We start from the raw sequence: 25,317 nt of genomic DNA on the forward strand, positions 1-25,317 counted from the left end.
GCCTTGCGGCGCCGCAAAAACAAAGCAGCCAGCGCTTGTTGCCAAAGCGCTGGCTGCTTTTTTTGCCCGGGCCGCAGCGCTCCGACGAGCGCCCGGCCGGCCGGCTGGCGGCAAGCCGATCAGTCCACGCGGCAGATCTTGAGCATGTTGGTGCCGCCGGGCTGGCCCATGGGCTCGCCGCAGGTGATGGCGTACACGTCGCCGCTTTGCACGATGTTGCGCGACAGCAGGTGCATCTTGGCCTGGTCCAGGGCCGTATCGCGGTCCGCGCTGGTATCCATGAGCAGCGGGCTCACGTTGCGGTACAGCGCCATCCTGCGCTGGGTGGACAGGCGCGGGGTCAGCGCGTAGATCGGGATGTGGATGCGGTGGCGGCTCATCCACAGGGCCGTGGAGCCGGAATCGGTCAGCGCCACGATGGCCTTGGCGCCCAGGTGGTGGGCCGTGAACAGGGCGCCGATGGCAATCGCCTGGTCGGTGCGCTTGAACGGGCTGTTGGTGAAGTCGGCATCCTTGACGCGGTCCTCGGCAGCTTCGGCAGCCGCGCACACGGCAGCCATTTCGCGCACGGTCTCCAGCGGGTATTTGCCGGCGGCGGTCTCGGCGCTGAGCATCACGGCGTCGGTGCCGTCGAGCACGGCGTTGGCCACGTCGCTGACCTCGGCGCGCGTGGGCACGGGGTTGGTGATCATGCTCTCCATCATCTGGGTCGCGGTGATCACCACCTTGTCCATGTCGCGCGCCATGCGGATCATCTTCTTTTGCAGCGCGGGCACGGCCGCATTGCCCACTTCCACGGCCAGGTCGCCGCGGGCGACCATGATGCCGTCGGACACCTTGAGGATTTCCTCCAGGCGCGGAATGGCTTCGGCGCGCTCGATCTTGGCGATCAGGCCGGGCTTGTGGCCGTACTGGGCCGCAGCCACGTTGCACAGCTGGCGGGCCATTTCCATGTCGGTGGCGTTCTTGGGGAAGCTCACGGCCACGTAGTCGGCCTGGAAGGACATCGCGGTCTTGATGTCCTCCATGTCCTTGGCCGTCAGCGCCGGCGCCGTCAGGCCGCCGCCCTGCTTGTTGATGCCCTTGTTGTTGGACAGTTCGCCGCCGAGCTTGACCACGGTGTGCACGGCCTCGCCGCGCACGGCTTCCACGGTCAGCACGATCAGGCCGTCGTTGAGCAGCAGCACGTCGCCGGCCTTCACGTCGCGCGGCAGTTCCTTGTAGTCCAGGCCCACGCCGTTGATGTCGCCGGGCTCGGTGCGCGAGGCGTCGAGCACGAAGCGCGCGCCGGGCTCGAGCATGACCTTGCCTTCGGCGAACTTGCCCACGCGGATCTTGGGACCCTGCAAGTCGGCCATGATGGCCACTTCTCGGCCCGCGCGCTGGGCGGCGGCGCGCACCATGGTGGCGCGGTCGATATGGTCCTGCGCCTTGCCGTGGCTGAAGTTCAGGCGCACGACGTTCACGCCTTCGCGCACCATCTGCTCGAGCAGATGCGGGTCACTCGACGCCGGACCCAGTGTGGCAACGATCTTGGTAGCACGACGAACTTGCATGGAATGTCTCTCTAGCGGGGATGAATGTAATTGGGTTTCAATTCTTGCATGGAAGCGGTTACATGGGAGCATCATCGCTGCGCCCGCCACACCCGGTACGGCCTGGAAACCCTACCCGAAATCGAAGTATTTCAGGAGCACCTGCTGCTTGCCCCTGCTTCGATTCGACTTGAAACACCCTTGATTTCAATAAGAATCAAGCGTCAGCAGCTCCCGAAACAGGAGCATACGAGGAACATTCGCGCCCGGGCGCGGGCCGCGCCGCGCCCGGGCGCCGTCCGGGCGTTGAAAGTGTTTTAACACCCGGAGTTCCAATGCCGGCGAGCGCCTTCAGACCAGGCCGTGCGACAGCAGATAGGCCACCACATGGGCCAGCATGGCCGACTCCAGCCCGTAGCGCCAGTACAGAAAGCCCGCCATGGCGCCGAACACGATCTCGCACAGCAGCAGCTGCAGCACCACGGCATGCGGCATGGTGCCCACCAGCGACCAGGCCATGGCGATGGGCACCGTGCCCAGCACCACGGCCGTGATGCCCACGGCCCAGCACCCCAGGCGCCAGCTGGGCCGCTGCGTGGTTCGGCCGAACAGCCGCCACAGCACCCACATCACCAGCGACAGGCCGCCAAAGCGCAGCAGCAGCTCCTCGGTGACCGCGCCGTAGAGCAGCTTGGGCAGCAGCTCCATGCCATAGACGGGATCGACGACGGACAGGCTCTCGGGCCAGACCACGGCCAGCGTCACCAGCCAGGCCGCGCCCACCACGCCGCCCGCAATGCCGGGCAGGCTCAGGAAACGGATGGCGCGCCAGGGCGACTTGCCCGTCATCCAGGCCGTGAGCAGCGGCGCGCCCAGGCAGGCGCTCTGCCCCAGGCGCAGGCCCACCAGCACGGACATGGCCGTCAGCAGCGACAGCAGCAGCACGACCACCAGCCGCCAGGAGGCCAGCGAGCGGTGCCAGTCCAGGAACACCAGCCACTGCGGCACCACGTTCCAGGCCAGCGCCACCACGCCGGGCAGGCCGAGCAGCCACAGCACCAGCGCCATGCGCCAGTCCAGCGGCGGTGCGACGGGGCTTTCGGTGACGGAGGCCTGGGGGGCTGCGGACATGGCGGCAAAAGTCGGTCAGTGGAAAACGGAAGGGCCCGCCGGCACGGGCACCCGGACGGCGGCGCAGTACACGCGCAGGCGGCGGCTGGCGGCGAAGGGGTGCATGCGCAGGCTGCCGGGCATGCGTGCGCTCAGTCGCGCATCAGCGCCTCGATCTCGTCGGCCTGCACCGGCACGCCGCGCGTGATGAGCTCGCATCCGGTTTCGGTCACCACCGCATCGTCCTCGATGCGGATGCCGATATTGTGGAACGCCTCGGGCACGCCGGGCGCCGGGCGCACATAAAGACCGGGCTCGATGGTCGTGACCATGCCGGGGCGCAGGATGCGGCTGGGGCGGTTGGCAATGGTCTCGCCCGAGATCGGGTCCTTGCGCTCGCTCACCACGCCCAGCTCGGTGGGCTCCACATAGCTGCCGCAGTCGTGCACGTCCATGCCCAGCCAGTGGCCGGTGCGGTGCATGTAGAACTGGAAGTAGGCGCGCGATGCGATCACGTCCTCTGCCGTGCCGTACTTGGCCTTGTCCAGCAGGCCCAGGTCCAGCAGGCCCTGGGCCAGCACGGCCACCGTGGCCTCGTGCGGATCGTTGAAGCGGTTGCCGGCCTTGGTCACCGCGATCGCGGCCTCCTGGCTCGCATGCACCAGGTCGTAGAGAGCGCGCTGCGGGCCGGTGAAGCGGCCGTTGGCCGGGAAGGTGCGCGTGATGTCGCTCGCATAGCCGTCGAGTTCGCAGCCCGCGTCGATCAGCACCAGCTCGCCCGCGCGCACGGGCGCCTTGTCGGCCTGGTAGTGCAGCACGCAGGCATTCGCGCCCGCGGCCACGATGGAGCCATAGGCCACGTACTGCGAGCCGTGCTGGCGGAACTCGTGCAGCAGCTCGGCGTCCAGGTGATATTCGCGCACCTCCTGGCCCGCGCGCAGCATGCGGGCAGAGCGCTGCATGGCGCGCACATGGGCGCCCGCGCTGATCTGGGCCGCGCGGCGCATGATGGCCAGCTCGTGCGCGTCCTTGACCAGGCGCATCTCGTCGAGCAGCGCGCACACATCGCCCTGCTGGGTGGGGCACAGCACGCCGAAGCGCGAACGCGCGCGCACCTGGCCCAGCCAGCCTTCCACCTGCTCGGCCAGGCCCCGGTGCGTGGCGAACGGGAACCACACGCGCTCGCGGTTTTCCAGCAGGCGCGGCAGGCGGGCATCGAGCTCGTCCGACGAATACGCCGCGTCCACGTCCAGCGTGGCCCGGGCCGCCTCGGGGCCCAGGCGGATGCCGGTCCAGATCTCGCGCTCCAGGTCCTTGGGCTGGCAGAACAGCGTGCTGTGGCCGTCGCTGGTGATCACCAGGCAGGCGTTGGGCTCGGAAAAGCCGGTGAGGTAGTAGAAGTAGCTGTCATGGCGGTACAGATACTCGGTATCGCGGTTGCGCAGATGCTCGGGCGCGGTCGGAATGATGGCGACACCGCCGTCGCCCAACTGGGCGGCCAAGCGTGCGCGGCGTTGGGCGTAATGAGAAGTCATCGGAATATCGTACTGCTGGATGGAAGTGTGCATATGGCGGGTGGCTGACGATGTCGCCGGCCGCTCAAACCTCGGCCGTGTTGAGCTGCGCCAGTCTTTCTGGCGTGCCCACATCGGTCCAGCGGCCCGTGTAGAGCGCCGCGCTCACGCGCTGCGCGGCCATGGCGCGGCGCAGCAGCGGCGCCAGCGGCGCGCGCAGGCCTTCGGGGTTGCCGGCGGGAATCTCGCACCAGGGCCGGGCAAACAGCTCGGCCTTCAGCAGCGCAATGGTGCTGTAGGTGTAGCGCGGCCGGCCGTCGCCCTCGGGCAGGTCCAGTGCCAGGCCCTGCTCGCTCAAGCCGAAGTCGCCGCGCGGGTTGTGGGCGGGGTTGGGCACCAGCCACAGATGGGCCAGCTTGTCGCCGGCCGCAAAGGCCCGGGCCGCCGCTGCGGGAAAGTCGAAATCCGGCGCATACACATCGCCGGCGGCCAGCCAGAAGACTCCGCCCAGCTGAGGCAGCGCGCGCGCAATGCCGCCGGCGGTCTCGAAGGCCTGGGCCGGCTCGGCCGAATAGGCCAGCGACAGCCGGCCCGCACCGCCATCGGCCGTGAACGTTTGGCCGAAATACGCGGGAATCTGCTCGCCCAGCCAGCCCGTATTGACGACCGCGCGCGGCACGCCGGCCGCGGCCAGGGCCTGCAGGTGGTGCTGCAGCAGGGGGATGCCCTGCACCTGGAGCAGCGGCTTGGGCGTGGCATCGGTCAGCGGCCGCATGCGCTCGCCGCGACCTGCGGCCAGCAGCATGGCCGGCGGCTGAAAGTCTGAAGGGAGAGAGATCGTCATCGTGACAGCACTTTAGTGCATTGACCCGCAGCCCGCCTGCGAAAAGCCGCCCTCAATTAAAATGATGGGCTTACCCTGATTACCCTCCTTTACGGAACGCCCTGATGGCCAACACTCAACAAATGGCGAATGCAATCCGCGCACTCGCAATGGACGCCGTTCAACAAGCCAATTCCGGTCACCCCGGTGCGCCCATGGGCATGGCCGACATGGCCGTTGCGTTGTGGAGCCGCCACCTTCAGCACAACCCCGTGAATCCCCACTGGGCCAACCGCGACCGTTTCATCCTGTCCAACGGCCACGGCTCCATGCTGATCTATGCGCTGCTGCACCTGACAGGCTACGACCTGCCCCTGGACGAACTGAAGAACTTCCGCCAGCTGCACAGCAAGACCGCCGGCCACCCCGAAGTGGGCATCACGCCCGGCGTGGAAACCACCACCGGCCCGCTGGGCCAGGGCATCACCAACGCCGTGGGCTTCGCGCTGGCCGAGAAGCTGCTGGCCGCCGAGTTCAACAAGGACAAGCACGAGATCGTCGATCACCACACCTATGTGTTCCTGGGCGACGGCTGCCTGATGGAAGGCATCAGCCACGAGGCCTGCGCGCTGGCCGGCGCCTGGAAGCTCAACAAGCTGATCGCGCTGTACGACGACAACGGCATCTCCATCGACGGCAAGGTCGCGCCCTGGTTCATCGACAACACGCCGGCCCGCTTCGAGGCCTACGGCTGGAACGTGATCCGTGATGTCGACGGCCATGACGTGGGCGCCGTGGACGCAGCCATCGCCGCCGCCAAGAAGAGCGCCGACAAGCCCACGCTGATCTGCTGCAAGACCCATATCGGCAAGGGCTCGCCCAACCGCCAGGACACGGCCAAGGCCCACGGCGAACCCCTGGGGCTGGACGAGATCACGCTGACGCGCGAAGCGCTGGGCTGGACCTACGGCCCCTTCGAGATCCCTGCCGATGTCTACACCGACTGGGACGCCAAGGCTCCGGGCGCCAAGGCCGAAGCGGCCTGGAACGACAAGTTCGCGGCCTACGAGAAGGCCTTCCCCGAGCTGGCCGCCGAGTTCAAGCGCCGCATGGCCGGCGACCTGCCCGCCAACTTCGGCGAGATCGCCGCCAAGATCGCTTCCGACGCGCATGACGCCGGCGCCACCGTGGCCAGCCGCAAGGCCAGCCAGCTGGCCCTGGAAGGCCTGACGGCCGCGCTGCCCGAGCTGCTGGGCGGCTCGGCCGACCTGACCGGCTCCAACCTGACCAACACCAAGTCCACTCCCGCGCTGCGCATGGACGACAAGGGCGCGGTGGTCAAGACCGAGGACGGCCAGATCGGCCGCCACATCAACTACGGCGTGCGCGAGTTCGGCATGGCCGCCATCATGAACGGCATTGCGCTGCATGGCGGCTTCATTCCCTACGGCGGCACCTTCCTGACCTTCTCCGACTACAGCCGCAACGCCATCCGCATGGCCGCGCTGATGAAGCAGCGCGTGATCCATGTGTTCACGCACGACTCCATCGGCCTGGGCGAGGACGGCCCCACCCACCAGTCCATCGAGCATGCCGCCAGCCTGCGCCTGATCCCCGGCCTGGACGTATGGCGCCCGGCCGACACGACCGAGACCGCCGTGGCCTGGACCGTGGCCCTGAGCCACAAGAACAAGCCCACTGCCATGCTGCTGTCGCGCCAGAACCTGGCCTACTCGCCCAAGAGCGAGGACGCGCTGGACGACATCGCCTGCGGCGCCTATGTGCTGTCCGAGCCCAAGGATGTCGGCCTCAAGAAGAAGGCCCAGGCCGTGATCATCGCCACCGGCTCCGAAGTGCAGCTGGCCCTGGCCGCGCAAAGGCTGCTGGCCGAACGCAAGATCGCCGTGCGCGTGGTCTCCATGCCCAGCACCACGACCTTCGACCAGCAGGACGTGAAGTACAAGAAGGCCGTGCTGCCCGCCGGCCTGCCGCGCGTGGCCGTGGAAATGGGCGTGACCGACTTCTGGTGGAAGTACGGCTGCGCCGCCGTGGTGGGCATCGACTCCTACGGCGAATCGGCGCCGGCCGGCGTGCTGTTCAAGCACTTCGGCTTCACCGCCGAGAACGTGGCCGACACCGTGCAGGTCGCCCTGCAGAACGCCGGCAAGTAAAACAAAGGGGCCTTGTGCCCCTTTTTGCTCATTTTCTGGCGCAAAGACGAGCTTTGTCACATCTTCGCCAGCCGGACCCGGCCTGACGGCAGACAGTCCGGGCACAATCCGCCCCAGTTTCGTTTTTTCACCATCCAACCATCCAAGAGGCAACTATGACGATCAAGGTAGGCATCAACGGCTTCGGCCGCATCGGCCGCAATGTGCTGCGCTCCGCCGTGCAGAACTTCTCGGACATCGAAATCGTGGGCATCAACGACCTGCTCGAGCCCGATTACCTGGCTTACATGCTCAAGTACGACAGCGTGCACGGCCGCTTTGAAGGCACCGTGGCCGTCGAAGGCAACACCCTGATCGTCAACGGCAAGAAGATCCGCCTGACCCAGGAGCGCGACCCCGCCGCCCTGAAGTGGAACGAAGTCGGCGCCGAAGTGGTGATCGAGTCCACCGGCCTGTTCCTGACCGACGAAACCGCCCGCAAGCACATCGCCGCCGGCGCCAAGAAGGTCATCATGTCGGCTCCTTCCAAGGACGCGACCCCCATGTTCGTGTTCGGCGTGAACGACAAGACCTATGCCGGCCAGGACGTGATCTCCAACGCTTCGTGCACCACCAACTGCCTGGCTCCCGTGGCCAAGGTGCTCAACGACAAGTGGGGCATCAAGCGCGGCCTGATGACCACCGTGCACGCCGCCACCGCCACGCAAAAGACCGTGGACGGCCCTTCCAACAAGGACTGGCGCGGCGGCCGCGGCATCCTGGAAAACATCATCCCCTCCAGCACCGGCGCCGCCAAGGCCGTGGGCGTGGTGATCCCCGAGCTGAACAAGAAGCTGACCGGCATGTCCTTCCGCGTGCCCACGTCCGACGTGTCCGTGGTCGACCTGACCGTGGAACTGAACAGCGAAGCCACCTACGAGGAAATCTGCGCCGAGATGAAGGCCCAGTCCGAAGGCGCGCTCAAGGGCGTGCTCGGCTATACCGAGGACAAGGTGGTGGCCACCGACTTCCGCGGTGAAACCTGCACCTCCGTGTTCGACGCCGAAGCCGGCATCGCCCTGGACAAGACCTTCGTCAAGGTCGTGTCCTGGTACGACAACGAGTGGGGCTACTCCAACAAGTGCCTGGAAATGGTGCGCGTGGTGGCCGCCAAGTAAGCCGGCACGGCTTGCAGCCATATAGGGCTGCAGCGCTTGCCCGGCAAGCGCCAGCAGCTATCGAAAAGCCAGCAGCGGCAGCGTTGCTGGCTTTTTTGTTGGCGCCCTGCCAGGGCTTCGTGCGGGAGGCTGCATTACATTCGGCAGCAATTGACCGAGCGCCGCAACCGCCCCGCCCATGTTCCTCGCCATTCCTCTTGAAAACAAGCCGTCGTGGAGTTCGCCCCCCTGGATGACGGTGCTGCTCATCGTCATCAACTGCGTGATCTTCTGGGGCTGGCAGGCCCCCGAAGAAGCCGCCGTGGAGCGTGCCGGCCAGCAGTACGCCCGGACGGCGCTGCCCGCCATCGAGCTGCCGCTGTTCCTGGCCCATCTCAAGGAACAGGCCGCCCAGGGCAGTGCCCGCCATGAACGCAACAGTGAGCGCAACACCGTGCAGGCCGCCGAGGCCCTGTACCGGCACAAGGCCTACGCCCAGCTTTATGCGCTGATGTGGCAGGAGAAGAAATTCCGCCAGCGGCTGCTGCAAGGCCAGGCCATCGGCCCCAGCCATCCGCTCCATGCGCAGTGGCAGGCGGCGCGCGCCGCCTTTGCGCGCCAGGAACCGCAAGCACCGCACGGCGGCTTCACCGAACGCTGGTCCATGAGCTATGAGCCCGGCGCCGGCTGGCAGCCGCTGCAGGCTTTCACCTCCACCTTCCTGCACGGCAGCACCGGCCACCTGCTGGGCAACATGGCGTTTCTGTTCCTGTTCGGCTTCACGCTCGAGATCGCGCTGGGTGCCTTCACCTATCTTGCCTTCTATGTGCTGGGCGGCATCGGCGCCTCGCTGTTCGCGCTGCTGTTCTATGCAGGCATGGGCGGGTACGGCCTGGGTGCGTCGGGCGCCATCTCGGCCCTGATGGCCATGTATGCGGTGATGTACCGCATGCGGCGCATCCGCTTCTTCTACATGCTGCTGTTCTACTTCAACTACGCCACCTGGCCTGCGCTGGTCATGCTGCCGGTCTGGATGGGCGTGGAGCTGCTGCAGCACCTTATGGGCGGCAAGCAGGTGGCCTATATGGCCCACTTCGGCGGGCTGCTGACCGGAGCCGTGCTGATGTGGATCTATATGCGCCTGCAGGCCGTGGAGGCGCCGGTCGACGCAAGAGAACGGGCCACGGCGGCCGCCAGGCCGCTGGCCGACGCCGTGGCCCGCGCCCAGCGCTACACCGATGCGCTGGAGTTCGATCGCGCGGCCCCGGCCTGGCGCGAAGCCGCGCGCCTCGCGCCCTCGGATCCGGACATCCTGCGTGCCTGGTTCGAAAGCGCGCGGCACCATCCGGGCAGCGAGGATTTCCATGCCGCGGCACGGCGGATCTTCAAGCTGCCGGCCGCCACGGATGCAGAACGCCAGCTGCAGCTGGCCAGCTACCGCAGCTACCGCCAGCGCGCCCAGCCCGCCATGCGCGTGAGCGCGGACACCATGCACGGGCTGGTGCGCAGCTTCGTGCGCGCAGGCGCCCTGCCCGAGGCGGAAACACTGTGCCAGTCGCTGCGCCGGGCGGCAGACCATCCGCAGTGGCCGGCCACGCTGCTGCTGCTGGTCAACGGCCTGGCCCAGGCGGGGCGCATCCAGGAGGCCAGGGCCTGGCTGCCCACGCTGCAGCAGCTGGCGCCTCGGGACGCCGTGACACAGTGGCTGGCCCGGCAGGGCTAGCAGAACGGGCCGGGCGAAGGGCGGTCAGGACTTGGCGCCCAGCATTTCCAGTTCGTCGCGCAGCACCCATTCCACTTCCCGGGTCGCCGCATGCTCGGGAAAGCGCTGCTTCATGCGCATGTAGACGTGCACCCCCTGCATGGGCTGCTCCAGCCCCTGCTTGTAGGCCCGCACCACCAGCTCCAGCATGGGGGGAATCAGGCTGCTGCCGGCAAAGCGCTTTTCAAACTCCCTGGCCAGGAGCAGCACATATTTGGGCTTGCCGGCCTTCCATGCCTGCTGCGCCAGGTCGTAGCTGGCCTGTGCCGAATCGAGCCGGAAATCCGGCTTGCGCTTGGCGCAGCTCACCCAGGCCTCCAAGGCCTCGCCGGCGCACTGGCGGGCGATCAGCATGGGAATGAAGCGCTGGCCCAGCTCGGCCAGCGCATCCACGCGTTCGGTCAGCTTGAGCACCCGGAAATAGCGGCGGTGGTCAGGCAGGCTTTCATAGTCCTCGCGCTGCCATGCGCGCGCCTGGTTCACGGCCTCGTCCATGCTGTTGTCCTGCACCAGCCGCGCCACCACGGCATCGCGGCGCCTGGCCTCCTGCACCACGGGATCGACCTGCACCGTCGACGGACCGTCGGGGGCCTGCACGGGATCGATGTCGAGCGCCGCATGGTGCTGGTACATGACATAGCCGATCATGGCCGCCATCACCCAGGTGAAATAGATCACCACGAAGCTCACCAGCGGCAGCACCAGCACGGGAGCCGCCACCTTGAGCAGCATCACCATGACCATGGGCGAGCCCTGCTGCAGCAGGAACAGGAAACAGCACAGCAGCAGATACGACTTGCCGATACCGAAAATCGTGGCCAGCAGCTCAAAAGGATTGGCCGCCGAGCGCAGGCTGTGGGTATTGATCAGCACGATCCAGACGGCCGGGACCAGAAACGCCACCACCAGATTGGCCACCACGCCCAGCGTCATGCTCTGGCGGGCCAGCAGGCCGACAAAAATGCCGAAGAAAAACAGCACGCCAAAGAATTTCCAGGGCAGCCATTTCCAGGCCTCATCGACATGGCTGGCACGAAAATCCGAGCTATGGGTAATTCCGCGCGAAGCCAGGGCCGCCACCTTGAATGCATACCGGCTGACCGCCAGCGTCAGGCCCAGACCCACGGCAAATATCCCGATCAGGCCGAACATCAGGCCGTAGCTGCATACCGACAGGACCAGGGCATAAAACAGCGGCTCGGCCTGCAGCGGGAAAAGGAAAAAGCTGTTGAGTTTCTGCCAGAACGGCGCAATCTTCCACTCGGAAGCATTCGCGTCATGGCGAGTGCCGCGTACTGAATTCAATGCCCTTACTCCCCATGTCTTTTGTATTGGCCCGCATCGATGCCGAGCTGCGGGATTGGTTTTCAATCAGGGCCTGATTTCAAGACATCCCCTGTGCAGACATTCTGGATCAGAAATCGATATCGGCCGATCAACACCGGATCGGCCTCCGGAATCGACGGCTCCATTGCGCAGCAGCCACACAGCCCTCACACTGCAGCTTCGCTCTACGTTTTTTGCTGCCATGGCCGTACACGCCTCGACCACCACCACGCTCATCGTGCTGCTGCCCTTGCTGGCATGGCGGCTGCGCGCGCGCTACAAGCGCCTGATCGGACGCCAGCGCACCAGCAAGTACCGGCCGTGGATCGGCATGGGCATTTACGCGGTGCTGCTGGGCCTCACCGGCTGGGCCGCCTGGGGCCAGTGGCATGCGCTGCAGACCCTGGCCGGCGGCCTGTGCGCCGGCGGCCTGCTGTCGCGCTGGGCCTGGCGGCAGACCCGGCTGGAGCCCACTGCCCAAGGCCTGTACTACACGCCCCACACCCATCTGGGCGTGGCCCTGCTGCTGCTGTTTGCCGCGCGCATTGCCTGGCGCATCGTGGAGATCGTCTGGCTGCTGCCCGAATCGCAGGCCGGCTTCCACGCCTTTGTGGCCAGCCCGCTGACCATGGCGGTGTTCGGCCTCATGGCCGGGCACAACATGGGCTATGCCATGGCCCTGTTCCTCTGGCGCCGGCGCGTGCTGGCCGCCAAGCGCGCCCGCGAGGCGGTGGCCACCGCTGCGGGCACGGATGCGCCAGGCAGCGTAGAGTGACGGCATTCTTTGTCGAGGAGCTTTTGCAGATGACCCACAGCGCCCGTGCCCAGAGCGGCAATACCCCGTACCGCGTCACGCTGACCGACCCGCAAGGCCATGTCTGGTATGCCGACGAACCCCTGGACAAGGGCGGCGCCGACACCGCACCGGGCCCGCTGCAGATCGTTCTCTCGGCGCTGGCCGCCTGCACCACGGTCACGCTGCAGATGTACGCGGCGCGCAAACAGTGGCCGCTGACCGGCGTGCAGGTCGACGTGCAGCTCAACCCGGACGGCGTGCCGGCTGCCGGCAACCAGATCACGCGGCACATCACGCTGCAGGGCGATCTCGATGACGAGCAGCGCCAGCGCCTGCTGCAGGTCGCCCAGGCCTGCCCGGTGCACAAGCTGCTCGAAGGACCGGTGCAGATCCCCACCACGCTGGACTGAACGGCCTGCACCATGAAAAAAGCCCTGCATGGCAGGGCTTTTTTGAGTCAGCAGCAGCTCAGACCGTGACGTTGAGCGCGCCGACCTCCACGTAGTGCTCGAATTCGCGCTTGGCCAGATAGGCGGTCTCGGGCTGCTGGTCCACGGGGTTCACCCAGGACAGCACATAGCTGGCGATGGCCGTGTCCACCTTGAGCTCGGTGCCCGGGGGAATGCTCTCCAGCGGACCATCGCCGGAGCGGTGCTGGACCTCGCCCACCACGCGTGCCTGGAAATGTGCAGGGTATTGCTGGACCTCCACAGCAGACAGCTGGTTGCCGGGTTTGTTCTGTTCGCTCATTGATGATCCTCCTGCATTGTTGGGTTGTTGCGTGGCCTCACGGCCTTCGCCATCGAAGTTACCCGGCGCCGGCACAAGCCGCTGTCAGCCAACAGGCGTTATGGCCCGCTGCTTTGTAACCGCCTGCAAAACATGGCGTCCTGCCTGGCTCCGGGATGCCGACCGCCGGGCCGCAGCCGGGCGTGACGGCGCATTTTGCCGGTTGTTTGCCGCTGCGGGCGATTCCTTGCACACTGATGCCCTCCACCGTCAGGATTCGCATGACTACAGATTCCGCCCCCCTGCACGCCGGCTCCCCGGTGCGCCTGCCCACCCGCATTGCCGACGTGGGCGGCATTCCCATCCACCGCGCCATTCCGCAGCGTGCGCTGCGCAAAGTCGGTGCCTGGTGCTTTCTCGACCATGCGGGCCCCGCCGAACCGCCGCCGCCGGGCATGCAGGTGGGCCCGCACCCGCACATCGGGCTGCAGACCTTCACCTGGATGATCGAGGGCGAGGTGCTGCACCGCGACAGCCTGGGCAGCGAGCAGATCATCCGCCCCGGCCAGGTCAATCTGATGACGGCCGGTCACGGCATCGCGCATTCCGAGGAAAGCCAGACCGTCCATGTGCATGCCGCCCAGCTGTGGATCGCGCTGCCCGACAGCCACCGCCACATCCCGCCGCGCTTCCAGCACTATCCCGACCTGCCGCGGGCCCGCGTGGGCGACTTCGACGCGACCGTGCTGGCCGGCGAGGCGCTGGGCCATGCCTCGCCCGCGCAGGTGCATTCGCCGCTCATGGGCGTGGACCTGCATGCACATCCCGACCGTACCAGTCCCGCGCGGGCCCGCATGCCGCTGCGCCGGGATTTCGAGCATGCCGTCATGAGCCTTTCGGGCCATGTGGAGGTGGAGGGCCTGCACCTGCCCGAACAGGAGCTGATCTACCTGCCCGTCGGCACCGAGGCCGTGAACCTGCAATGCACTCCCGACAGCCGCCTGCTCGTCATCGGCGGCGAGCCCATGGACGAAGCCATCCTGCTGTGGTGGAACTTCGTGGCCCGCACCACCGAAGAAATGCAGCAGGCCCGCACGCAATGGGAAGCGGAAGCCACCAGCAACGCTCTCATGATCGACGGCCAGCCGCGCCGCTTCGGCGCTCCCGTGGCCTCGCTCCTGCAGCCGCTGCATGCGCCCTCGCTGGAGGGCGTGGCGCTGCGCGCTTCCAGGTAGCCAGGGGTAGTCCGTCGGTGTTGATCATTTCGCACCAAATTGGTGCGAAATAAAGCAGAAAATTTGAAGAATTGACCGCAATTGAGCACCTTTGGACGCAATTGCAGTGCCTTTCCGTCCAATGCCGAGGCTGCCTGTTCGACACGCCAACGTTATGCACAGAACGTCTGGCCTCATGCGCATCCTGCTTACATAATGCGGCCCGACGCCCTGGCCACGGGAACGCGAGCACCGCTTTCCCGTCCGGGGCGTCGCCACGTCCGGCGCCGCCGCGCGTGGCTTCTTCCATTCTTGCAACAGAAAAAGCAGACCCATGCGCCAAGAACACGACTTCATCGGCATCAAAACCATCCCTCCCGACGCGTACTGGGGCGTCCATTCCGCACGCGCGGTGGAGAACTTCCCCATCACCGGCCACTCCGTGGCTCACATGCCCGAGCTGATCCGCGCCTTGGCCTTCGTGAAGAAGGCCGCCGCCCAGGCCAACCTGCAGCTGGGCGCCATCGATTCCACACAGGCCGGCGCCATCTCCCGCGCCTGCGACGACCTGATTGCCGGCCGGCTGCACGAGCAGTTCGTGGTCGACGTCATCCAGGGCGGCGCCGGCACTTCCACGAACATGAATGTCAACGAGGTGATCGCCAACCGTGCGCTGGAGCACCTGGGATTGCCCAAGGGCCGCTACGACGTGATCCACCCCAACGACCACGTCAACGCATCGCAAAGCACCAACGATGCCTATCCCACGGCCGTCAAGCTCGCCACCTATGCCGGCATCCAGAAGCTGCTGACCGCCCTGGCCGCGCTGCGCGGCGCCTTCGACGCCAAGGCACGCGAATTCGCCTCCATCCTCAAGATCGGCCGTACACAACTACAAGACGCCGTGCCGATGACGCTGGGCCAGGAATTCGCCGCCTTCGCCGCCATGATTGCGGACGACGAAAAGCGCCTGCGCGAATCGGCCTACCTGATGACCGAAGTGAACATGGGCGGCACGGCCATCGGCACCGGCATCAACGCGCCCGTGGGCTATGCCGATGCCGTGGTGCGGGCACTGGCACAGATTTCGGGCGTGCCCGTGGTCAAGGCCGGCGATCTGATCGCGGCCACCGGCGATACCGGCGCGTTCGCCGATATCTCGGGCATCCTCAAGCGCATCGCCGTCAAGCTGTCCAAGATCAGCAACGACCTGCGCCTGCTGTCCTCGGGCCCGCAGGCCGGCGTGGCCGACATCCGCCTGCCCGCGCGCCAGGCGGGCTCGTCCATCATGCCCGGCAAGGTCAACCCCGTGATTCCCGAGGTGATGAACCAGGTCTGCTTCGAGGTGATAGGCAACGACGCCGCGATCACCATGGCCGTGGAAGCCGGCCAGCTGCAGCTCAATGCCTTCGAGCCGCTGATGGCCTGGGCCCTGCACAAGAGCCTGAACCACCTGTGCAATGCCTGCACGACGCTGCAGCACAACTGCGTGGAAGGCATCGCGGCCAACACGGACCTGCTGGATACGCGCATTGCCGAGTCCGTGACGCTGGTGACGGCGCTCAACCCGCTGATCGGCTACGAGAAGGCCGCCCGGATCGCCAAGACCGCGATTGCCAGCGGCAAGCGCATCGCCGTGGTGGCCGAGGAACTGGGCATCATGAGCGAGGGCGACATGGAGAAGCTGCTGGTGGCCGACAAGCTCACCCGGGCGGGCGCGCTGACCGCGGCCTGATGCCCGCGCCGCCAACAAGGCACGGCGCACAAAAAAGGCATGTTCTGCTGAACATGCCCCGGTCTTGCTGGCTGCCGGCGCTTGTCCCCACAGCGCCGGCCGCAAAAACGACTTGAATGCTCAGGCCGTTGCCACGCCTTCGGCCGTGGGATCGTCCACGCCGCGCACGCTTTCTCGGCCGTTCTTGTCCTTGAGCTTGCCCAGATCGGTTTCCACCGCGCGCCGCAGCTTTTCGATGGCGGCATTGAACGCATCCTTGACCTTTTCGGCCTCGGCGTTGACCGCGATCGGCGGGCGGCCCGTGGCCCGGGTTTCCAGCACGCATCGCTTGCCGGGACCGCCCGTGGTCTTGAGCGCATCCACTCCCGTGAGGAACACTTCCACACGCACTACATACTCCTTCAGGCGGGCCAACTTGGCATTGATTTCCTCCTGCGCCCACTGCGCCAAAGATTCGCCACCCTGGATGGAATCGTCGGCATGAACCTGTACTTGCATGCAAATCCTCCTAGTCACCAAATGCCGCAGTCGCTGCGGCGAGAGTTGTCGTGGCCGTCTCGAGAGCCGGCGAAACCATGGTAACGCCGGCTTCCGGGTCTGCCCAACAGGCCCTGTTATGCCGGTTGATGGCATGGGCTTTGGATCATTGTGACGCGCTCTTCCGGAGCCGAAAACCATTGCCGGGCAAATCCCGCGTAAACCCTGACGGAGCGCAAGAACAGGCCGGGGCGCTGCACTGCGGCAACCCGCGCGCGGGTGGCTTCACATCTGTTTGCAATGGATGCGTCCTGTTTGCGAGCGGGCTCGCGCGGAGGACGCACAGGCCCTAACATGGGCCCGAGCCTTGCCCGCAAAAGCAACAAAAGGAGCCTGCCCATGAGCCTGCCTGCCTCGCGCCGCCTCAAGATCGGCCTGTCGGCCTGCTTTTCCTACGCCGACCCGCAACGTCCGCTGTTCACCGGCAAGACTTTGCAATACGTGGAACAGTCGGTGCTGCACTGGGTGATGTCGGGCGGGGCCATGGTGGTCATGGTGCCCTGCCCCACGGGAGAGACGGCGCGCGGCGACGTGACACTGGCCCACTATGCGGACTGGCTCGACGGCGTGGTCATGCACGGCGGCTCGGACGTGTGGCCCGGCCATTACGGCGAGCAGCCGCTGCGCCCCGAGTGGAAGGGCGACAAGGTACGCGACCTCTACGACATGGCCGTGATCGAGGCCTTCTCCCAGGCCGGCAAGCCCATCTTCGGCATCTGCCGCGGCCTGCAGATCATCAACGTGGCCTTCGGCGGCACGCTCTACCAGGACATCCAGACCCAGGTGGCGGGCGCGCAGCAGCACCGCAACGCCACCGAGTACGACCGCCACTACCACGACATCGCCATCGAGCCCGGCAGCCGCCTGGCCACGCTCTACGGCGGGCTGCAGAGCGCGCGCGTCAACAGCATCCACCACCAGGGCATCAAGGAAGTGGCGCCCGAATTCAACATCGAGGCCTGGAGCCTTCCCGACCACATTCCGGAGGCGATCTACCGCAATCCCTTCTCGCTCAAGAGCTATATCGCAGCCACGCAGTGGCATCCGGAATTTCAGTTCAGCCACCCGAACATCAGCACGCTGGACGACAGCGTGCTGCTGCACGATTTCCTGGGCGCCTGCGCGCGGGCGCGCGTGCGGCCGGGCCAGAGCCACAGCCCTTTCCAGATCCGCGACCGTGCCGCGCGCCTGCTGCGCCGCGCGCTGCTGCACCGGCTCAAGTAGCCGCGCAGTCGCACCGGAGGCATCCCCTGCCGCTTTGCATTTGATAGCTGCCAGCGCCTGTCAAATGGTGTTTCCACGTTGTAAGCAGCATGAAAATGAGCAACAGTCGGCGCCAGCAGCTCCCGTAAGAGGAGCATGAAAAAGCCGCCTGCCAAGAAGGACGGCGGCTTTTTTTCGGGCAGGGGCACGCCGCAGGCCGGCGCGCCTTTGCGGCTCAATGGTGGTGGCCGTGGCCGCCGTGCACGTGGCGGTGCTCGATTTCCTCGGGCGTGGCCGCGCGCACGTCGCCGACCACGCAGCTGAAGCGCAGCGCCATGCCGGCCAGCGGATGGTTGCCGTCCAGCAGCACCACGGGCCCCTTGATCTTGACCACGTTGTAGATCTGGGGCTGGCCCTGGTCGTTGGTGCCGCGCAGCTGGCCGCCCACCTTCACGCCCGGGGGAAACTCGCCCTTGGGAATGGTGCGCTTGAGGCTTTCGTCGCGCTCGCCGAACGCGTCTTCCACGGCCAGGTCCACGGTGACGGCATCGCCCTTTTGCTTGCCGTCCAGCGCCTGCTCCACCTTGGCGAAGATGTTGTCGTAGCCGCCGTGCAGATAGGCCACGTCGCCCTTGTCGAGCAGCTTGACGGCGACGCCGCCCTTGAGCAGTTCGTGGATCTTGTAGTGGATGGTGACGGCGGTGTCTTTGGTGATGTTCATGGCATGCGTCCAGTCAAAACAAAGCCGCCACGACCCGGGATCGTGGCGGTCAGGCCGACATTGTGTCAGCGATTGAAGCCCCGCCGGCAGGCGGTTCTTTCAGGCCCGCTAGCGCGCTGCCTCCAACGCCGCGGGCGGCAGATCGTCGTGCTGCGCGCCCGGATAGCGCGCAAAGCGCCGCCATTCGCTGCCGTGCACGGGATCGTCGGACTTCCAGGGCCAGCCGCCGAACCGGGTGCGGCGGTAGTCCTGCATGGCCTGCATGATCTCCTGCTGCGTGTTCATCACGAACGGGCCGTACTGGGCCACGGGCTCGCCGATGGGCCGGCCCTGCAGCAGCACCAGTTCCACCAGGTCGCCGCCGGTGTTGACCAGCTCCAGGTCGCTTTGCGCATCGATGTGCAGGGCCTGGTGGCTGTCCACGCCCTGGCCGGCGATCTGCAGGCTTTGGCCCACGAAGAAGTAGAGCATGCGGTGGGTCTCGGCCCCCCGGGCGCGCGGCAGGGTCCAGCGCGCGCCGCTCTCCAGCGCCAGTGTCCAGATGGCCACGTCGCCCTCGGGCTGCGAAGCCCAGGATTCGGGCGGCGGCGCCAGCGGCCGGCCGGCGCCCGGCAGCTCCCCGGCCACCACGGTCACCGTGGTCTTCCTGCCGTCGGCATCGGCATGCTCCAGGCGCGGAATGCGCTCGTTCCAGAACATGGTGAAGTGCGGGGACACCATCTTGCTGCGCGCGGGCAGGTTCAGCCAGATCTGGAACAGTTCCAGCGGGTTGGGCCTGTCGCTGTGGAGCAGCGGGAACATTTCCGAATGCTGTATGCCCTTGCCGGCCGTGAGCCACTGCACGTCGCCGCCGCCAAAGCGCGCGGCCGCGCCCAGCGAGTCGGAATGGTCGATCAGGCCCTTGCGCACCAGGGTCACGGTCTCGAAGCCGCGGTGCGGGTGGCCCGGAAAGCCGGGCACGCTGTCGCCGTGGTACATCGAAAAGCCGTCCCTGGCGCTGAAGTCGCTGCCCATTTCGCGGCCCTCGAGTTCCACGGCCTGCACGCCCAGGCTGCCGTCCCCGGCCGGATAGGCATCGTCGTGGTGGGCGCAGAACAGGAACGGGTCCAGGCAGGGCCAGCGCGGCCCCAGCGGCGCGCTCTCGAGGATGGGCTTGCGGGTGCTTGTCATGTCGTTCTCCTTGGGGGGGCTGGCGGCAGACCAGGCCCGATGGGAAGAATATGCAGGCAAAAGCCCGCATTGAAAGACATCATGGCTGGGACAGTGGCCCGCGCCTTTGCAACGCCGGGGCGCCGCGTCAGCCGCGCGGCGGGATGTTCAGGCCCTTTTGCACGGCCGGCCGCGCCTCGAAGGCCGCAAGCACGCGCTGCAGCTCGGGGAAGCCGCTCCAGCCCACCAGTTCGCCCGCGTTGTAGCCCGTGGCCGCCGAGATGTTGCGCACCCAGGGCCAGATGGCGATGTCGGCAATCGTGAAGCCGTCGCCCATGATCCACCGGCGGCCCTGCATGCGCTGCTCCAGCACGCCAAGCAGGCGCCTGGATTCGTTGATGTAGCGGTCGCGCGGGCGCTTGTCCTCGTAGTCCTTGCCGCCGTATTTGTGGAAGAACCCGACCTGGCCGAACATGGGGCCCACGCCGCCCATCTGGAACATCAGCCACTGCAGCGTCTCGTAGCGCGCCACGGGATCGGCAGGCAGCAGCGGGCTGCCGCTCTTCTCGGCCAGGTAGATCAGGATGGCGCCGGACTCGAACAGCGCCAGCGGCCTGCCGCCCGGGCCCTGCGGATCGATGATGGCCGGGATCTTGTTGTTGGGGAAGGTTCCCACGAACTCGGGCGTGAGCTGGTCGTTGGTCTCGAAGCTGACCAGGTGCGCCTCGTAGGGCAGCTGCATCTCCTCCAGCGCGATCGACACCTTCACGCCGTTGGGCGTGGGCAGCGAATACAGCTGGATGCGGTCGGGATGCCGGGCCGGCCATTTGCGCGTGACGGAGTAGTCGGCAAGTTGCGGATGCTGTGTCATCGTTCAGGGTTCCTCATCAATCCATTCATCATATAAGCAGCTGAAAAGCAAGGCGTTCTTGCCATGGCGCAGGGTCCATGCCGGCGGCCGGCGGCGGCACGACGCCTGGACGCACCTGCAATATTGGCCCCACCCTACATCGGGCCGGGCCGTTCGATAGGAGCATGGGGCCAGCCATTTCCACGCACCCCGGCAAGCCTGCCCCAGGCGGCATGTCCCTGGTGCGCCAGAGGCCAACAGGCCTGCCGCCGAACGCAAGAACCTCCATGACCCACAAGCTCCGCCTCGACATCCCCCTGGTGCTGCCCCAGTTTCCCGACGCGCACGACGCCGTCGTGAAGCGGCTCCTGCAAGACCTGCAGGGCCGCCAGGGCATAGACAGGGTCCATGTCAGCGAAGCCGCAGGAGACGCACCGGCGCAGCTGTGCATCCACTTCGATCCGCAGGCCCTGCCGCTGGCCCGCATCCGCGAGCTGGCCCAGGCCGCCGGCGCCCGCATCGCCGAACGCTTCGCGCATGTGCTGTGGCAGATGGAAGGGATAGGCCACCCGCGGCGCGCGGAAACCGTGACCGGCCATCTGCAGGGCCTGGCCGGCGTGCTGCAGGCCCAGGCCAGCGCGACGGGCCTGGTGCATATCGACTTCGACCGCCGGCTGACCGGCGAGCCGGCCCTGCTGGACGCCCTGGCCGGCTTGGGCGTGACCCCGCAGCAGGCCGGGGCCGCGCCGCCCGCGGCAGCGCACGGCGAAGCCGGTCATCGCCATGCCCCCGGAGAAGGCGGCCACGGCCACGATCATGCTCACGCGCATGGCGGCCTGCTCGGCCCCAATACCGAGATGTTTTTTGCGCTGGCCTGCGGCGTGCTGCTGGGCGCGGGCGCGGCCATCTCCCGCTGGGCGACGTCGGCACCGTCCTGGGCGCCGCTGGCCTGCTTCGTGCTGGCCTATGCCTTCGGCGGCTTCTACACGCTGCGCGAGGCCGTCGACAACCTCAAGCTGCGGCGCTTCGAGATCGACTCGCTGATGCTGGTCGCCGCCGCGGGCGCGGCCGCGCTCGGTTCCTGGGCCGAAGGCGCGCTGCTGCTGTTCCTGTTCAGCCTCGGCCATGCGCTGGAGCACTATGCGATGGGGCGCGCCAGGCGTGCCATCGAGGCGCTGGCGCAGCTGGCCCCCGAGACCGCGACGGTGAGGCGCGGCGGACAGACGCAGCGCCTTCCCGTCGAGCAGCTGGCAGTCGGCGACATCGTGCTGGTGCGGCCGAACGAGCGGCTGCCGGCCGACGGCTTCATCGTCGCCGGCAGCTCCGCCATCGACCAGGCGCCGGTGACCGGCGAGAGCATTCCCGTGGACAAGCATCCGGTTGCGGACGCCGCGGCCGCCCGGGCCCGGCCCGACGCCGTGGACGCGGCATCGCGCGTGTTCGCGGGCACCCTCAATGGCGCCGGCGCTATCGAGATCGAAGTCACGCGGCGCTCGGGCGACTCGGCGCTGGCCCGGGTGGTCCGGATGGTCGGCGAGGCCGAGACCCGCAAGTCCCCGACGCAGCGCTTCACCGACCGGTTCGAGCGCATCTTCGTGCCCGTGGTGCTGGGCCTGTCGTTCCTACTGCTGTTCGCCTGGGTCGTGGTCGACGAGCCTTTCCGCGAGAGCTTCTACCGGGCCATGGCCGTGCTGGTGGCCGCCAGCCCCTGCGCGCTCGCCATCGCCACGCCCAGCGCGGTGCTGTCGGGCATTGCGCGCGCGGCCCGCAGCGGCGTGCTGATCAAGGGCGGCGCGCCGCTGGAGGAACTGGGTGCGCTGACGGCCATGGCCTTCGACAAGACCGGCACGCTCACCGAAGGGCGGCCGCGCATTGCCGACATCGTGCCCACCGACGGCGCCACCGAGGAAGAGCTGCTGTCCGTGGCCGTGGCCGTCGAATCCCTGAGCGACCACCCGCTGGCGGCGGCCATTGTGCGCGACGGGCTGCAGCGCCTGGGCGGCCAGCCGCCCGAAGCGGCCGAGGGCCTGCAGAACCTCGTCGGCCGCGGCGTGACCGCCAGGCTGGGCGGCGAGACGGTCTGGATCGGCAAGGCCGGGATGTTCGGCAGCGACGGCGTCGCGCCGCTGGGCGATGCGGCGCGCGCGGCCATCGGGCGCCTGGGCGACAGCGGCCGCACGACCATGGCGGTGCGCCGGGGCAGCCGCGACCTGGGCGCCATCGGCCTGCTCGACACGCCGCGCGCCGGGGCCCGCGAGGCCCTGCAGCAGCTGCGGGAGCTGGGCATCAGCCGCATGATCATGATCTCGGGCGACCACAGCAAGGTGGCCCGGGCCATTGCCGAGCAGGTGGGCCTGGACGAGGCCATCGGCGACCTGATGCCCGAGGACAAGGTCGAGGCCATCCGCAGGCTGCGCCGGGAAACCCGGGTGGCCATGGTGGGCGACGGCGTCAACGATGCGCCGGCCATGGCCAATGCCACGGTGGGCATCGCCATGGGCGCGGCCGGTTCGGACGTGGCGCTGGAGACCGCCGATGTCGCGCTGATGGCCGACGACCTGCGGCATCTGCCGTTCGCCGTGGGGCTGAGCCGCCACACCCGCGCCGTGATCCGCCAGAACGTGTTCGTCAGCCTCGGCATCGTGGCCGTGCTGGTGCCGGCCACCATCATGGGGCTGGGCATCGGCGCCGCCGTCGCGGTGCATGAAGGCTCCACGCTGCTGGTGGTCTTCAACGCGCTGCGGCTGCTCGCCTACCGCGGCCGCAGGTAGGCCCTCTTTCCTGCCGCGCATACGCAAATCTGCTTATGCCGCCGGGCGGCCGGCGCCCGCTTTGGCCCGTAGCATGTCCGGCTGACAGCCAACACCTTCATGGAGACCTGCATGCACCGCCTGCCGAATGCCGCCGCCTCTTCTCTCAGCAATCCTTTGCGCAACCGCCGCCAGGCCCTGGGGCTGATCGGCCTGGGCCTGGCAAGCCTGGGTCCGGGCGCCCGGGCCGCCGGCTTTCCGCAGCGCCCGCTCACCGTCATCGTGCCCTACGCGCCCGCCGGCGGTGTGGACATCGTCGCGCGCCTGGTGGCCGCATCCATGAGCGATGCGCTGGGCCAGCCCGTGGTGGTGGACAACAAGCCCGGTGGCGGCACCAACATCGGCATGGGCGCCGTGGCGCGCGCCACGCCCGACGGCTACACGCTGCTCGCGGCCTCGAACACGCTGACCACCAACAAGGCGCTGTACGCCAAGCTCAGCTTCGACCCGGCCACCGACCTGATCCCCGTGGGCCGTATCGCCGAGGCGCCGCTGGTCGTGGTGGTCAACGCCAGGTCGCCCTACCGCACCCTGGCCGATCTCGTGGCCGCAGGCAAGGCCAGGCCCGGCGGACTGTCCTACGGCACGGCCGGCGTGGGCAGCTCGGGCCACATGGCCAGCGCACAGCTGGAGCACACGGCCCGCTTCGAGGCCGTGCACGTGCCCTACAAGGGCGGCTCCATGGCCGTGACCGACCTGCTGGGCGGGCGTCTGGACTTCATGGCCATCAATCCGCTGGAGGTGGCCGGCCATGTGAACAACGGCACGCTGCGCGCCCTGGCCGTGCTCAACAAGGACGGCTCGCGGCTGCTGCCCAGGGTGCCCACGGCGCGATCGCAGGGCGTGGACGTGCAGGCCACGGTCTGGTGGGGCCTGGTGGCGCCCCGGGGCACGCCCGCGCCCGTGATCCAGACGCTCAACGATGCGCTGAACAAGAGCCTGGCCACGCCCGCCGTCACCCAGACGCTGTCGGACATGGGCGCCACGCTGCAGGGCGGCACGCCGGCCCAGTTCGCCAGCTTCATCCAGGCCGAAACCCGCGAGCTGACCGAGGTCATCCAGGCCGCGCGCATCCGCGCGGACTGAGGGGCCGCCTCAGTCGCGCTCCGCGCAGACCTGCTGCCAGAACATCTGCACGCAGGGCGCGCTTTCGTCCTGGCGGCAGACCAGCGCAATGCGCGAATGGCGGGCCGCGTCGGCCAGCGGCCGGAACACCGCGCCCGGCGGGCAGATGCGCTCGTAGACGCTGGGCACCACCGAGACACCCAGGCCCGCCGCCACCAGCGCCAGCATGGTCGCCGTTTCGCGCGCGGGCTGGGCGATGCGCGGCACGAAGCCGGCCTCGCTGCACAGCGCCAGGATGTGCTCGTGCAATCCGCCGCCGAGCACGGCCGGGTGCAGCACGAAGGGCTGTTCGGCCAGGGCTCGCAGCGCCAGCGGCGTGCCCGCCGCCGCCTGCTCATGGGCCGCAGGCAGGGCCAGCATGAGTTCGTCGCGCCACAGCGTCTGCTCGCGGATGGGCAGGGGGATGCGGAAGGCCGGCGAAGGGCGCATGAAGCCCACGTCGATCTGGCCCGCCGTCAGCGCCGCGATCTGCTCGCCCGTTGTCATGTGCTGCAGGTCCAACTCCACCTGCGGATAGCGCTGGCGGAATTCGCCCAGCATGCGCGAGAACTGCGCGAACAGCGGCACCGAGGCCGTGAAGGCGATGCGCAGCCGCCCGGCCAGGCCCGAGGCCGCCATGCGGCACAGTTCGCCCGCCTGCTGGTGCAGGGCCACGATCTGCCGCGCCTTGTCCTGCAGCAGCGCGCCGGCCGGCGTCAGCGACACCGCGCGGCGCGAGCGCTCGAACAGCTGCGCGCCCATCTCCTGCTCCAGCAGGCGGATCTGCTGGCTCAGCGGCGGCTGGCTCATGTGCAGGCGCTGGGCCGCGCGGCTGAAGTTCAACTCCTCGGCCACGGCCAGAAAGCAGGTCAGGCGGCGCAGATCCATAAAACGAATTTCATATCAAGTTCAGACGCAAACAGTATTGGACGCCTTCCGCGGCCGGCGACCACAATGCGCAGTCCGGGCCGCTATCGCAAGCATAGTGTGCCGCGCATGGCCCGCAAGGGTTTGCGCCCTATTTCCCGACCACTACAACCATTCCCATTGCAGGAGACACCATGAAGACATCCCCGAACGCCCCCGCGCTGC

At 67.6% G+C, this 25,317-nt stretch carries 21 protein-coding genes; 10 read left to right on the plus strand and 11 right to left on the minus strand.

What is annotated here, in order from left to right:
* Nucleotides 1–119 precede the first annotated feature (119 nt).
* From pyk to Cte04_RS17070, 4 genes are all read right to left on the minus strand, one after another.
* The gene (pyk, locus tag Cte04_RS17055) at nucleotides 120–1,556 is read right to left on the minus strand and encodes a pyruvate kinase (RefSeq protein ID WP_066480977.1); all 1,437 of its coding nucleotides are present in this window, start codon (nucleotides 1,554–1,556) and stop codon (nucleotides 120–122) included.
* A 330-nt stretch (nucleotides 1,557–1,886) separates the two neighbouring features.
* Nucleotides 1,887–2,666, minus strand: coding sequence for an abortive infection protein (locus Cte04_RS17060; RefSeq protein ID WP_066480981.1), 780 nt, complete (start codon nucleotides 2,664–2,666; stop codon nucleotides 1,887–1,889).
* A gap of 131 nt (nucleotides 2,667–2,797) precedes the next feature.
* Nucleotides 2,798–4,180 (minus strand): aminopeptidase P N-terminal domain-containing protein, encoded by a 1,383-nt coding sequence (locus tag Cte04_RS17065; RefSeq protein ID WP_066481039.1) that lies wholly within the window; start codon nucleotides 4,178–4,180, stop codon nucleotides 2,798–2,800.
* Between the two features lie 64 nt (nucleotides 4,181–4,244).
* Entirely contained in the window at nucleotides 4,245–5,003 is a 759-nt protein-coding gene (locus Cte04_RS17070; protein ID WP_066480983.1) for a nucleotidyltransferase family protein, read from the minus strand.
* Nucleotides 5,004–5,104: 101 nt separating this feature from the next.
* On the opposite strand from Cte04_RS17070, the gene tkt reads away from it, so the two are divergent.
* The 3 genes from tkt (at nucleotide 5,105) to Cte04_RS17085 (ending at nucleotide 10,012) form a co-directional block, all read left to right on the plus strand.
* The gene (gene tkt / locus Cte04_RS17075; RefSeq protein ID WP_281178782.1) at nucleotides 5,105–7,153 is read left to right on the plus strand and encodes a transketolase; all 2,049 of its coding nucleotides are present in this window, start codon (nucleotides 5,105–5,107) and stop codon (nucleotides 7,151–7,153) included.
* Nucleotides 7,154–7,308: 155 nt separating this feature from the next.
* The gene (gene gap / locus Cte04_RS17080; RefSeq protein WP_066480986.1) at nucleotides 7,309–8,310 is read left to right on the plus strand and encodes a type I glyceraldehyde-3-phosphate dehydrogenase; all 1,002 of its coding nucleotides are present in this window, start codon (nucleotides 7,309–7,311) and stop codon (nucleotides 8,308–8,310) included.
* 178 nt (nucleotides 8,311–8,488) lie between these two features.
* Complete coding sequence (locus tag Cte04_RS17085) at nucleotides 8,489–10,012, plus strand: rhomboid family protein (RefSeq protein WP_066480988.1); 1,524 nt, start codon at nucleotides 8,489–8,491, stop codon at nucleotides 10,010–10,012.
* Nucleotides 10,013–10,036: 24 nt separating this feature from the next.
* Here the strand turns inward: Cte04_RS17085 and Cte04_RS17090 are convergent, their stop codons facing one another.
* Nucleotides 10,037–11,356, minus strand: coding sequence for a hypothetical protein (locus Cte04_RS17090; RefSeq protein ID WP_066480989.1), 1,320 nt, complete (start codon nucleotides 11,354–11,356; stop codon nucleotides 10,037–10,039).
* Between the two features lie 223 nt (nucleotides 11,357–11,579).
* On the opposite strand from Cte04_RS17090, the gene Cte04_RS17095 reads away from it, so the two are divergent.
* Both Cte04_RS17095 and Cte04_RS17100 read left to right on the plus strand, forming a co-directional pair.
* Complete coding sequence (locus Cte04_RS17095; protein WP_066480990.1) at nucleotides 11,580–12,152, plus strand: CcdC protein domain-containing protein; 573 nt, start codon at nucleotides 11,580–11,582, stop codon at nucleotides 12,150–12,152.
* Between the two features lie 29 nt (nucleotides 12,153–12,181).
* Nucleotides 12,182–12,583, plus strand: a complete 402-nt coding sequence (locus tag Cte04_RS17100) for an OsmC family protein (RefSeq protein ID WP_066480991.1) — start codon at nucleotides 12,182–12,184, stop codon at nucleotides 12,581–12,583.
* 58 nt (nucleotides 12,584–12,641) lie between these two features.
* Here Cte04_RS17100 and Cte04_RS17105 read toward each other — a convergent pair whose 3' ends face one another.
* Nucleotides 12,642–12,923, minus strand: a complete 282-nt coding sequence (locus Cte04_RS17105; protein ID WP_066480992.1) for a hypothetical protein — start codon at nucleotides 12,921–12,923, stop codon at nucleotides 12,642–12,644.
* A gap of 260 nt (nucleotides 12,924–13,183) precedes the next feature.
* On the opposite strand from Cte04_RS17105, the gene Cte04_RS17110 reads away from it, so the two are divergent.
* Both Cte04_RS17110 and Cte04_RS17115 read left to right on the plus strand, forming a co-directional pair.
* Nucleotides 13,184–14,137, plus strand: coding sequence for a pirin family protein (locus Cte04_RS17110; RefSeq protein WP_066480998.1), 954 nt, complete (start codon nucleotides 13,184–13,186; stop codon nucleotides 14,135–14,137).
* 313 nt (nucleotides 14,138–14,450) lie between these two features.
* Entirely contained in the window at nucleotides 14,451–15,851 is a 1,401-nt protein-coding gene (locus Cte04_RS17115; RefSeq protein ID WP_066481001.1) for an aspartate ammonia-lyase, read from the plus strand.
* A gap of 120 nt (nucleotides 15,852–15,971) precedes the next feature.
* On the opposite strand, the gene Cte04_RS17120 is transcribed toward Cte04_RS17115, so the two are convergent.
* Nucleotides 15,972–16,349, minus strand: a complete 378-nt coding sequence (locus Cte04_RS17120) for an HPF/RaiA family ribosome-associated protein (protein WP_066481003.1) — start codon at nucleotides 16,347–16,349, stop codon at nucleotides 15,972–15,974.
* A 378-nt stretch (nucleotides 16,350–16,727) separates the two neighbouring features.
* On the opposite strand from Cte04_RS17120, the gene Cte04_RS17125 reads away from it, so the two are divergent.
* Nucleotides 16,728–17,612: a gamma-glutamyl-gamma-aminobutyrate hydrolase family protein gene (locus Cte04_RS17125; protein ID WP_066481005.1), complete on the plus strand. Its 885-nt coding sequence runs from the start codon at nucleotides 16,728–16,730 to the stop codon at nucleotides 17,610–17,612.
* Nucleotides 17,613–17,826: 214 nt separating this feature from the next.
* Here Cte04_RS17125 and Cte04_RS17130 read toward each other — a convergent pair whose 3' ends face one another.
* The 3 genes from Cte04_RS17130 to Cte04_RS17140 form a co-directional block, all read right to left on the minus strand.
* Nucleotides 17,827–18,312: an FKBP-type peptidyl-prolyl cis-trans isomerase gene (locus Cte04_RS17130; RefSeq protein ID WP_066481007.1), complete on the minus strand. Its 486-nt coding sequence runs from the start codon at nucleotides 18,310–18,312 to the stop codon at nucleotides 17,827–17,829.
* A 108-nt stretch (nucleotides 18,313–18,420) separates the two neighbouring features.
* Nucleotides 18,421–19,482, minus strand: a complete 1,062-nt coding sequence (locus tag Cte04_RS17135) for a pirin family protein (RefSeq protein WP_066481010.1) — start codon at nucleotides 19,480–19,482, stop codon at nucleotides 18,421–18,423.
* A gap of 127 nt (nucleotides 19,483–19,609) precedes the next feature.
* Nucleotides 19,610–20,332: a glutathione S-transferase C-terminal domain-containing protein gene (locus Cte04_RS17140; RefSeq protein WP_066481011.1), complete on the minus strand. Its 723-nt coding sequence runs from the start codon at nucleotides 20,330–20,332 to the stop codon at nucleotides 19,610–19,612.
* A 266-nt stretch (nucleotides 20,333–20,598) separates the two neighbouring features.
* On the opposite strand from Cte04_RS17140, the gene Cte04_RS17145 reads away from it, so the two are divergent.
* Together Cte04_RS17145 and Cte04_RS17150 are read left to right on the plus strand one after the other, a co-directional pair.
* Nucleotides 20,599–23,082: a heavy metal translocating P-type ATPase gene (locus Cte04_RS17145; protein ID WP_066481013.1), complete on the plus strand. Its 2,484-nt coding sequence runs from the start codon at nucleotides 20,599–20,601 to the stop codon at nucleotides 23,080–23,082.
* 111 nt (nucleotides 23,083–23,193) lie between these two features.
* Nucleotides 23,194–24,207, plus strand: coding sequence for a Bug family tripartite tricarboxylate transporter substrate binding protein (locus Cte04_RS17150; RefSeq protein ID WP_066481041.1), 1,014 nt, complete (start codon nucleotides 23,194–23,196; stop codon nucleotides 24,205–24,207).
* Nucleotides 24,208–24,216: 9 nt separating this feature from the next.
* On the opposite strand, the gene Cte04_RS17155 is transcribed toward Cte04_RS17150, so the two are convergent.
* A complete protein-coding gene (locus Cte04_RS17155; protein WP_066481018.1) occupies nucleotides 24,217–25,113 on the minus strand; it encodes a LysR family transcriptional regulator in 897 nt (298 codons plus the stop codon).
* Nucleotides 25,114–25,317: the final 204 nt, after the last annotated feature.

It is taken from the genome of Comamonas terrae, from assembly GCF_001544075.1.
GTDB classification, from domain to species: domain Bacteria; phylum Pseudomonadota; class Gammaproteobacteria; order Burkholderiales; family Burkholderiaceae_C; genus Comamonas; species Comamonas terrae.

Bases quoted from the DNA above. Each gene is read 5' to 3' on its own strand.
- pyk (WP_066480977.1), bottom strand. From the start codon at position 1,556: ATGCAAGTTCGTCGTGCTACCAAGATCGTTGCCACACTGGGTCCGGCG.
- Cte04_RS17060 (WP_066480981.1), bottom strand. From the start codon at position 2,666: ATGTCCGCAGCCCCCCAGGCCTCCGTCACCGAAAGCCCCGTCGCACCG.
- Cte04_RS17065 (WP_066481039.1), bottom strand. From the start codon at position 4,180: ATGACTTCTCATTACGCCCAACGCCGCGCACGCTTGGCCGCCCAGTTG.
- Cte04_RS17070 (WP_066480983.1), bottom strand. From the start codon at position 5,003: ATGACGATCTCTCTCCCTTCAGACTTTCAGCCGCCGGCCATGCTGCTG.
- gap (WP_066480986.1), top strand. From the start codon at position 7,309: ATGACGATCAAGGTAGGCATCAACGGCTTCGGCCGCATCGGCCGCAAT.
- Cte04_RS17085 (WP_066480988.1), top strand. From the start codon at position 8,489: ATGTTCCTCGCCATTCCTCTTGAAAACAAGCCGTCGTGGAGTTCGCCC.
- Cte04_RS17095 (WP_066480990.1), top strand. From the start codon at position 11,580: ATGGCCGTACACGCCTCGACCACCACCACGCTCATCGTGCTGCTGCCC.
- Cte04_RS17100 (WP_066480991.1), top strand. From the start codon at position 12,182: ATGACCCACAGCGCCCGTGCCCAGAGCGGCAATACCCCGTACCGCGTC.
- Cte04_RS17105 (WP_066480992.1), bottom strand. From the start codon at position 12,923: ATGAGCGAACAGAACAAACCCGGCAACCAGCTGTCTGCTGTGGAGGTC.
- Cte04_RS17110 (WP_066480998.1), top strand. From the start codon at position 13,184: ATGACTACAGATTCCGCCCCCCTGCACGCCGGCTCCCCGGTGCGCCTG.
- Cte04_RS17115 (WP_066481001.1), top strand. From the start codon at position 14,451: ATGCGCCAAGAACACGACTTCATCGGCATCAAAACCATCCCTCCCGAC.
- Cte04_RS17120 (WP_066481003.1), bottom strand. From the start codon at position 16,349: ATGCAAGTACAGGTTCATGCCGACGATTCCATCCAGGGTGGCGAATCT.
- Cte04_RS17125 (WP_066481005.1), top strand. From the start codon at position 16,728: ATGAGCCTGCCTGCCTCGCGCCGCCTCAAGATCGGCCTGTCGGCCTGC.
- Cte04_RS17130 (WP_066481007.1), bottom strand. From the start codon at position 18,312: ATGAACATCACCAAAGACACCGCCGTCACCATCCACTACAAGATCCAC.
- Cte04_RS17135 (WP_066481010.1), bottom strand. From the start codon at position 19,482: ATGACAAGCACCCGCAAGCCCATCCTCGAGAGCGCGCCGCTGGGGCCG.
- Cte04_RS17140 (WP_066481011.1), bottom strand. From the start codon at position 20,332: ATGACACAGCATCCGCAACTTGCCGACTACTCCGTCACGCGCAAATGG.
- Cte04_RS17145 (WP_066481013.1), top strand. From the start codon at position 20,599: ATGACCCACAAGCTCCGCCTCGACATCCCCCTGGTGCTGCCCCAGTTT.
- Cte04_RS17150 (WP_066481041.1), top strand. From the start codon at position 23,194: ATGCACCGCCTGCCGAATGCCGCCGCCTCTTCTCTCAGCAATCCTTTG.
- Cte04_RS17155 (WP_066481018.1), bottom strand. From the start codon at position 25,113: ATGGATCTGCGCCGCCTGACCTGCTTTCTGGCCGTGGCCGAGGAGTTG.